The 7362-nt window shown below is 64.6% G+C and carries 10 protein-coding genes and 1 pseudogene; 5 read left to right on the forward strand and 6 right to left on the reverse strand.

The features are described from left to right. The 5 genes from IC66_RS0101275 to IC66_RS0101295 all read left to right on the forward strand — a co-directional run. Positions 1-781: TonB-dependent receptor (locus IC66_RS0101275; RefSeq protein ID WP_038946402.1), on the forward strand; the 781-nt coding region annotated here is incomplete at its 5' end. Positions 782-783: 2 nt separating this feature from the next. After that, positions 784-1473 carry a Fe2+-dependent dioxygenase gene (locus IC66_RS0101280; protein WP_028145173.1) on the forward strand — a complete coding sequence of 230 codons (690 nt, stop codon included), beginning with the start codon at positions 784-786 and terminating at the stop codon, positions 1471-1473. Continuing rightward, positions 1470-2447 carry a tonB-system energizer ExbB gene (exbB, locus tag IC66_RS0101285; RefSeq protein ID WP_038946403.1) on the forward strand — a complete coding sequence of 326 codons (978 nt, stop codon included), beginning with the start codon at positions 1470-1472 and terminating at the stop codon, positions 2445-2447. Before IC66_RS0101280 ends, exbB begins: the two co-directional genes overlap by 4 nt. Before the next feature lie 3 nt (positions 2448-2450). Further along, positions 2451-2906 carry a TonB system transport protein ExbD gene (gene exbD, locus IC66_RS0101290; RefSeq protein WP_038946404.1) on the forward strand — a complete coding sequence of 152 codons (456 nt, stop codon included), beginning with the start codon at positions 2451-2453 and terminating at the stop codon, positions 2904-2906. A 9-nt stretch (positions 2907-2915) separates the two neighbouring features. After that, positions 2916-3728: an energy transducer TonB family protein gene (locus tag IC66_RS0101295; protein ID WP_028145170.1), complete on the forward strand. Its 813-nt coding sequence runs from the start codon at positions 2916-2918 to the stop codon at positions 3726-3728. Here the strand turns inward: IC66_RS0101295 and IC66_RS0101300 are convergent. The 6 genes and pseudogenes from IC66_RS0101300 to IC66_RS0101325 form a co-directional block, all read right to left on the reverse strand. Continuing rightward, positions 3716-4138, reverse strand: a complete 423-nt coding sequence (locus tag IC66_RS0101300) for a hypothetical protein (protein WP_028145169.1) — start codon at positions 4136-4138, stop codon at positions 3716-3718. The genes IC66_RS0101295 and IC66_RS0101300 overlap by 13 nt on opposite strands. Before the next feature lie 62 nt (positions 4139-4200). Beyond that, positions 4201-4881, reverse strand: coding sequence for a site-2 protease family protein (locus IC66_RS0101305; protein WP_038946406.1), 681 nt, complete (start codon positions 4879-4881; stop codon positions 4201-4203). A gap of 149 nt (positions 4882-5030) precedes the next feature. Further along, entirely contained in the window at positions 5031-5423 is a 393-nt protein-coding gene (locus tag IC66_RS0101310; RefSeq protein WP_028145167.1) for a GFA family protein, read from the reverse strand. 7 nt (positions 5424-5430) lie between these two features. Beyond that, entirely contained in the window at positions 5431-6177 is a 747-nt protein-coding gene (locus IC66_RS0101315; protein WP_038946407.1) for an SDR family NAD(P)-dependent oxidoreductase, read from the reverse strand. An 18-nt stretch (positions 6178-6195) separates the two neighbouring features. Beyond that, positions 6196-6927 carry an SDR family oxidoreductase gene (locus IC66_RS0101320; protein ID WP_038946408.1) on the reverse strand — a complete coding sequence of 244 codons (732 nt, stop codon included), beginning with the start codon at positions 6925-6927 and terminating at the stop codon, positions 6196-6198. A 154-nt stretch (positions 6928-7081) separates the two neighbouring features. Next, positions 7082-7362, reverse strand: a pseudogene (locus tag IC66_RS0101325) (dihydroxy-acid dehydratase domain-containing protein); the annotation flags it as partial.

Consider the following 7362-nt stretch of genomic DNA (forward strand, 5'->3'; position numbering starts at 1 on the left):
GTCGACGAACTCGGCCTACCTCAAGCAGAACAACGATCTCGTCAATTACAACGTTGGCGCGGTCTACAAGCCGATGTCGATCGGCAGCGTCTACGCAGCCTACGCGACCTCGGCCAATCCGTTCGGCTCGGAGCTTGACGCGACCGGCACCGACTACGGCGGCGTTCCCGCCAACTCGACCATCCTGCTCGGACCCGAGCGCAACAAGGCGATCGAGGTCGGTACCAAATGGGAGCTTGCCGATCGCCATCTGCTGGTGACCGGCGCGCTGTTCCAGACCACCAAGGACAACGCGCGCGAAACCGTCAACGGCCTGCTTACCTCGGGCGCCGCCTACAGGATCCAAGGCATCGACATCGAAGCCGAGGGTAAGATCACGGATCGCTGGAGCATCTTCGGCGGCCTGGTGTTGATGCAGTCCAAGGTCACGCAGAGCGGCGTTGCCTCGAACATCGGCCTGCAGCTTGCCAATATCGCCCACCAGTCGTTCAGCATGCTGACCAAATACAAGTTCGACGACGGCTGGGAGCTTGGCGGACAGGCGGTGTATCGCTCGAAGGTCTATGGCGGCACGTTCGCGGCCAACACCAACGAGCTGCCGAGCTATTGGCGCTTCGATGCGTTCGTCGAGAAGAAGATCGACAAGAACTGGACGATGAAGTTCTACGCCCAGAACCTGACCAACAAGCTGTATTACGACTCGTTCTATCGCAGCGCCGTGCCGTTCGTCGCAGTCGCGCCGGGCCGGGCGTTCTACCTCGTGACGACGGCGAAGTTCTGATCATGTTGACGTGCCTGCCTGGCGTTCTCAGCAAGGATGATGTGGCGGATTTCCGCCGCATCATGGACGCCAGCGCATGGGAGGACGGCCGGTCCACCGCCGGCGCGCAGTCGGCCATGGTCAAGCGCAACGAGCAATTGCCACCGGACAGCGAAGTCGCGCGAAAACTCGGCAACCGCATCATCTCGGCGCTGACGTCGAACCCGCGCTTCATCGCGGCGGCAATTCCGCTCCAGATCTTCCCGCCGCTGTTCAACCGCTATGCGGCGGATAGCGGCCACCATTTCGGCCTGCATGTCGACAATGCGATCCGCGGCGACCGTCTGACCGGCCTTCGCATCCGCACGGACCTGTCGGTGACGCTGTTTCTCGCCGAGCCGGAAGAGTACGACGGTGGCGAACTTGTGATCGAGGACACTTACGGCTCGCACGAAGTCAAGTTGCCAGCCGGCGACTGCGTGCTCTATCCCTCGACCAGCCTCCACCTCGTCACGCCGGTGACCAGGGGAACACGGGTTGCGTCTTTCTTCTGGCTGCAGAGCATGATACGGGACGATCAAGCCCGGAGCATGATCTTCGACCTCGATACCGCGATTCAGGCGCTGGTGGACCGGCTCGGGCGTGACGATCCCGAAACGGTCAAATTGACGGGTATCTATCACAACCTCATTCGCTACTGGGCCGAAGTATGAAGACCATGACCTCTAGAGCAAGCCTTGCCGCAGCCTTGATGCTGGCGGCCGCCTGGCTCGCATCCCCCGTTTCGGCCCAGACACAACCCCCCTCGGCACCGGCGCAGTCGACGGCTCAGCCGGCCCCGGCCGGTCCGGCTCCGGCGGCGCCCGCGGCCACCACGCCTGCGGTCCCGGCGCCTTCGGCTTCGACGGCAGCCACCCCGGTTGCTCCGACGGTGCCCTCCGCGGCCGCCGTTTCGACCACCGCCAAGCCTGATGCGGCGGCTGGCATCGCGCCGGCGATGAAGGAATTGTCACCCTGGGTGATGTTCATGTCGGCGGACGTCATCGTGAAGGCGGTGATGATCGGGCTCGCCTTCGCATCGCTGATGACCTGGACCGTCTTCATCGCCAAGTCGATCGAGCTGTCGGTCGCATCCTCCAAGCTTCGTTCGGCGCTGAAGAAGGTTGCGGAGACGCGCTCCCTCGCCGAAGCGCAGATGGCGCTCGGAGCCAAGGAGGGCATCCTGCCGTCGTTCCTGGCGGCGGCGCTGCGCGAGGCGCGGATGTCGGCCGGCCTGTCCAGCGACGCCGGCATCAAGGAGCGCGCGGCCTCCAGCTTTTCCGAGATCGTGCGCGCCGAGGCGCGGCGGATCCGCATCGGCATGGGCGTGCTCGCGACCATCGGCTCGACCTCGCCCTTCGTCGGCCTGTTCGGCACGGTCTGGGGCATCATGAACAGCTTCATCGGCATCTCGAAGTCGCAGACCACGAACCTCGCGGTCGTCGCGCCCGGCATCGCCGAGGCGCTGCTCGCCACCGCGATCGGCCTCGTCGCCGCGATCCCGGCCGTCATCATCTACAACCACTTCTCGCGCGTGACGAAGGGCTATCTCGAGCTCGTCAGCCGCGCCTCGGGTGCCGCGGGGCGGCTGCTCTCGCGTGATCTCGACCGCAGCCACGGCAGCGTGCATTCGCGCGCGGCGGAGTGAGCCATGGGCGTTTCGCTCGCAGACAACGATGACGACGACGATTTCTCGGAAACGCATGACATCAACGTCACGCCGTTCATCGACGTCATCCTGGTGCTGCTGATCATCTTCATGGTCGCAGCTCCGCTCTCCACGGTCGACCTGCCGATCGATCTGCCGACGTCGAGCGCGACGCCGCAGAAGAAACCGGACAAGCCGACCTATCTCAGCATCAAGCCCGATCTGACGCTCGCCCTCGGGCAGAATCCGGTTCACCGGGCCGAGCTGATCGGGACGCTCGACGGACTGTCCGACATGAGCAAGGACAAGTACGTCTTCCTGCGCGCCGATCGTTCGGTGCCGTACGGGGAGTTGATGGGCGTCATGGAGCTCCTGCGCTCAGGCGGCTATACGCGGGTGAAACTGGTGGCGCTGGAAGGCGCGCCGGGAGCGCCTGCGGCAGGCGCCGCTCAGCCTTAGAGGCCCGCTATGTCGGACGAACACAGACCATCCCGGAAGCTCTGGATCCTGGCGGCGGTGGCCGCGCTCGTGCTCCATTTGGGTGGTGCTGCGCTCGCGCTGGCTCATTTGCGCGCTGACGACGACGGCGACGGCCTGGGTGCGAACGGTGCGGAATTCGCCGTGGAGATGGCATCGCCCAAGGCGCCCGAAACCGATCTGCCGCCCGGGCCCGACAGCGAAGCGATGCAGGAGCAGCAGGCGCTTCCCGAGCAAAAGGCCGAGACCAAGGAGACGGAGCTTCCAAAGGACCAGTCGCAGCAGGTCGAGGATCCCGACCGCGTCGTGACCGAGAACAACGCGAAGAAGCCGACCGAAGACGATCCGAAAATTCAGGCGGTCGAAACGCCGGCCGCCGAAGCCTCGCCGAAATCGGTTGCGACGGCACGGCAGACGCTCGAGGAGGACGCGCGCGAGGCCGAGAAGGCGCTGGCGCCCGTCATCGGCATCGGCAAGGACATCCTGAAGCTGACCGCCGACTGGAACCGCAAGATCAGCGCGCATTTGTCGCTGCACAAGATCAATCCGGAAGGCAAGCAGCCCAATAACCAGAAGGTCAAGGTGAGCTTCGCGATCAACCGGAAGGGCAACGTGCTGTCGGTGGATGTGGTGGAGTCATCCGGGGATTCAGCCTACGACGCGGCCGCGGTCTCGATCGTCCGCAAGTCGGATCCGATCCCGCAGCCGCCTGCCGGGCTGACCGAGGACCGGTTCGAGCGGACCGTCGATATCATCTTCACGCCGGCCGACGCGAAAAAGAAGAAGACCGCTCAGCGCCAGTAGAGCCGGATGCCGACATAGACGACGACCAGGCAGGCGAAGATCAGCGCCACCGGGAGCGGCCGTTTCTGGGTTCCAGCTGTCGCACCAGCCCCGAAAAAGCTGGTCGTCTTTGGCTTCGGCGCCGGACGGCGGAAAGCGGTAACATTGTCCGCCGCTGCTTCAGGCGGGCGAGGGCGGACGTCGGGTGCGGCTCCCGCGCCGCCCATCTCGGCATAATAGGCCTTGTAGATCGCACCGATGGTCGCCTCGGTGGCCTCGCCCTCGCTCATCTGCGCCAGCAGGTTCTGGTAGCTCGCCAGAAACTCCTGGGCCTCCGGCGGGAGCGCGGACGCCCCATTGAGCTTGGCCATCATCTTCCAGGTGGCAAAATCGGCGCGGGCGCGGGTGTCCGCGCGTCGCGCGATCAGCATATCGGCAGCTTTGACCAAGTCGGCCTCTGGCCCTTCGGCTTAAAGTTCGGGTGGCTGTTCAACTACGCATTGCCGGTCAGGAGGAGAACAGCCTGAATCACATAACCGGTCAACGTTCGCAGTATTGCTGAAATAACATCAAGATTTAGACCGAACTGGGAACCTGCAAGGGGCAGCAGGATCAACAGGCCGATCAGGATCAGCATCCCGAACGGCTCGAGCCGGGCCAGCGGCATGGCGAGCGGGCGGGGCAACAGCCCGACCGCGACGCGCCCGCCATCGAGCGGCGGGATCGGCATCATGTTGAAGACCGCGAGGATGGCGTTGATGATGAGCGCATTCTTGAGGTTGTCGGCGACCCATTTCGCCGAGCTTGCGGGGACAAGGGGCAGGGCGTGGAAGGCGAGGGCCACTGCAAGCGCCAGCAGGATGTTGGTGACAGGCCCGGCCAATGCCACCCAGACCATGTCCAGTTTGGGGTTGTTCAGCTTGCGGAAGTTGACCGGTACCGGCTTGGCGTAGCCGAACAGGAACGGCGAGTGCGCGAACAGCAGCATCGCCGGCAGGATCACGGTGCCGAACGGGTCAATGTGGCGCAGCGGGTTGAAGCTGACGCGGCCGAGCTGCGAGGCCGTGTCGTCCCCGAGCCGGTCCGCGACGAAAGCGTGCGCAGCCTCGTGGAAGGTGATGGCGAGCACGAGGGGAAGCACCCATACCGACAGATCATAAAGGGAAGTGTTCACGGCTCGTCCGTCCCGGTTTGCCTGCGGCCTTGCGGCCGTCCCGGCCAACCGGCGGTACAGCAACGCTTCGGCTCAACATAGGAGGGGCGGTCCCGAAATGCCACGCTGCAAAGGGGGCGCCGGCAGCACGCCGCCGTGCCATCGTGCAATCAGGCCGGAATCGTCCCCGGATATTGCACCAGGCCGTCGTCGAGCTTCAGCCAGGCGGGCTTTTCCGAGACCCAGATGTGCTCGGTCGGCGCGAAGGCATTGCGATCGTCGAAAACGGAGAGGGACACGCCCGCGAGCGTGCCGTTACGGCGCCAGGCGAACAAGCGCGTGCCGCAGCGCTTGCAGAACACGCGGTCGATCGCCTCGGACGACGCATAGCGCTCCGTCTCGCCTTCGACGCTCAGCGCGCGCTGGTCGAACTGCGCGCGGGCGAAGAAGGGCGAGCCCATCGCCTTCTGACAGAGGCGGCAATGGCAGACGCGAACGTTGAGCGGCTCGCCTTCCGCCTTGAACCGCACCGCGCCGCACAGGCATCCACCTTCCCGGATCATGCTGTCCTCAATAGGTTGCGCGTCCGCCCGAGATGTCGAACACCGCGCCGGTCGAGAACGCGCAGTCCTCGGATGCGAGCCAGGCCACCATCGCGGCGAGCTCTTCGACCAGCACGAAGCGCCCCTTCGGGATCTTCGACAGCATGAAGTCGATGTGCTGCTGCGTCATCTGGTCGAAGATCGCGGTCTTGGCCGCGGCCGGTGTCACCGCATTGACGAGGATGTCATGCGCGGCAAGCTCCTTGCCGAGCGATTTCGTCAGCGCGATCAGGCCGGCCTTGGACGCCGAATAGTGCGAGGCGTTCGGGTTGCCTTCCTTGCCGGCGATCGAGGCGATGTTCACGATCCGCCCGTATTTCTGCTTGAGCATCGCGGGCACGATGGCCTTGCAGACGATGAAGGGACCATCGAGGTTGATGCGCAGGACCTTCCGCCATTCCTCGAGGTCGGTCTCCCAGACCGGCTTGTTCACGCCGGCGATGCCGGCATTGTTGACGAGGATGTCGATCTTGCCGAATGCTTTGAGCGTCGCATCGCGCGCCTGCTCGACGGCCGCGGTGTCGGTGACGTCGACTTTGAAGACGCGGACGTTGTCGCCGATCTCCTTCGCCGTCTTCTCAGCGAGCGCGGCGTCGAAATCCCAGATCGCGACCTTGGCGCCGGAGGCGGCAAGGCGCTCGGTGATGGCGCGGCCAAAGCCCTGCGCGCCACCGGTGACGATGGCGACGCGGCCGTCGAGATCGATCTTGTTCATGCTGGCGGCCCCTAAGCGTCAGAGCATGTAGCCGCCGTCGACGACGAGGTCGACGCCGGTGGTGAAGGCGCTCTCGTCGCTGCCGAGATAGACCGCCATGTTGGCAATCTCCTCGGCGGTGCCGAGCCGGCCCATCTTCTGGCGGGAGATGAACATCTCCTTGCCTTGCGGTCCCTGTGCGGCGGCGCGGTCGAGCATCGACGGCGTCTCGACGGTGCCGGGGCAGATCGAGTTGCAGCGGATGCCCTTGGTGATGAAGTCGAGCGCGACCGCACGCGACAGCAGCGACACTGCCGCCTTCGACGAGCTGTAGACGTAGCGGTTCGCCGGCGGCCGCAGCGCTGCGCAGGACGAGATGTTGACGATGCTGCCCCCGCCGCCCGCGATCATGTCGGGCAGGAAGGCCCTGATGGTCCGGTGCATCGACTTGACGTTGAGGTCGAACGAGAAATCAAAATCCTCTTCCGAGCACTCCAGGATGGTGCCGTGGTGCACGAAGCCGGCCGCGTTGAGCAGGATGTCGATCTTGCCGATACGCTTGGCAAAGGCGTTGACGTCGGCGGTGTTGCGCACGTCGAGCTTTGCGACCTCGGCAATGCCTTCCTTGGTCAGATCAGCGATACCGGTCTCGTTGATGTCGGTGGCGATGACGGTTGCGCCTTCACGCGCAAATGCGATGGCGCAAGCGCGCCCGATGCCTGCTGCCGCAGCCGTGACGACGGCGCGTTTGCCCTTGAGGCGGTCTGCCATGTTGTTTTCTCCTTTGAATTGGTGCCGTCATTCCGGGGCGCGGCGAAGGCGCGAGCTACGATGCGCAATTGCGCATCTGAGAATCCATAACCACGATCGGGAGTATGGATTCCGGGCCTGCGCCTTGCGGCGCATCCCGGAATGACAATCTTGGTTAGTGATTATCCCGCGCCACGCCAAACGTGCCGGCGACGTTCTGATAGCGCGTGGCGAGCTCCATGCAGGCGCCGGTCGATTGCTGGCCGACGGTGTTGCGATAGATCTCCTGCCACGGCGTCTGGTTTTCGGGATGCTTGAAGCCGCCATTGGCCTTGAGCTCGGCGTGACGCTTCTTCAGCTCCTCGTCCGAGATCAGGATGTTGGCGCTGCCCTTGTTGAGGTCGACCCGGACCTTGTCGCCAGTCTTGAGGATCGCAAGCCCGCCATTGGCGGGAG

The organism is Bradyrhizobium genomosp. III, from assembly GCF_000261705.1.
Lineage (GTDB): Bacteria > Pseudomonadota > Alphaproteobacteria > Rhizobiales > Xanthobacteraceae > Bradyrhizobium > Bradyrhizobium ottawaense.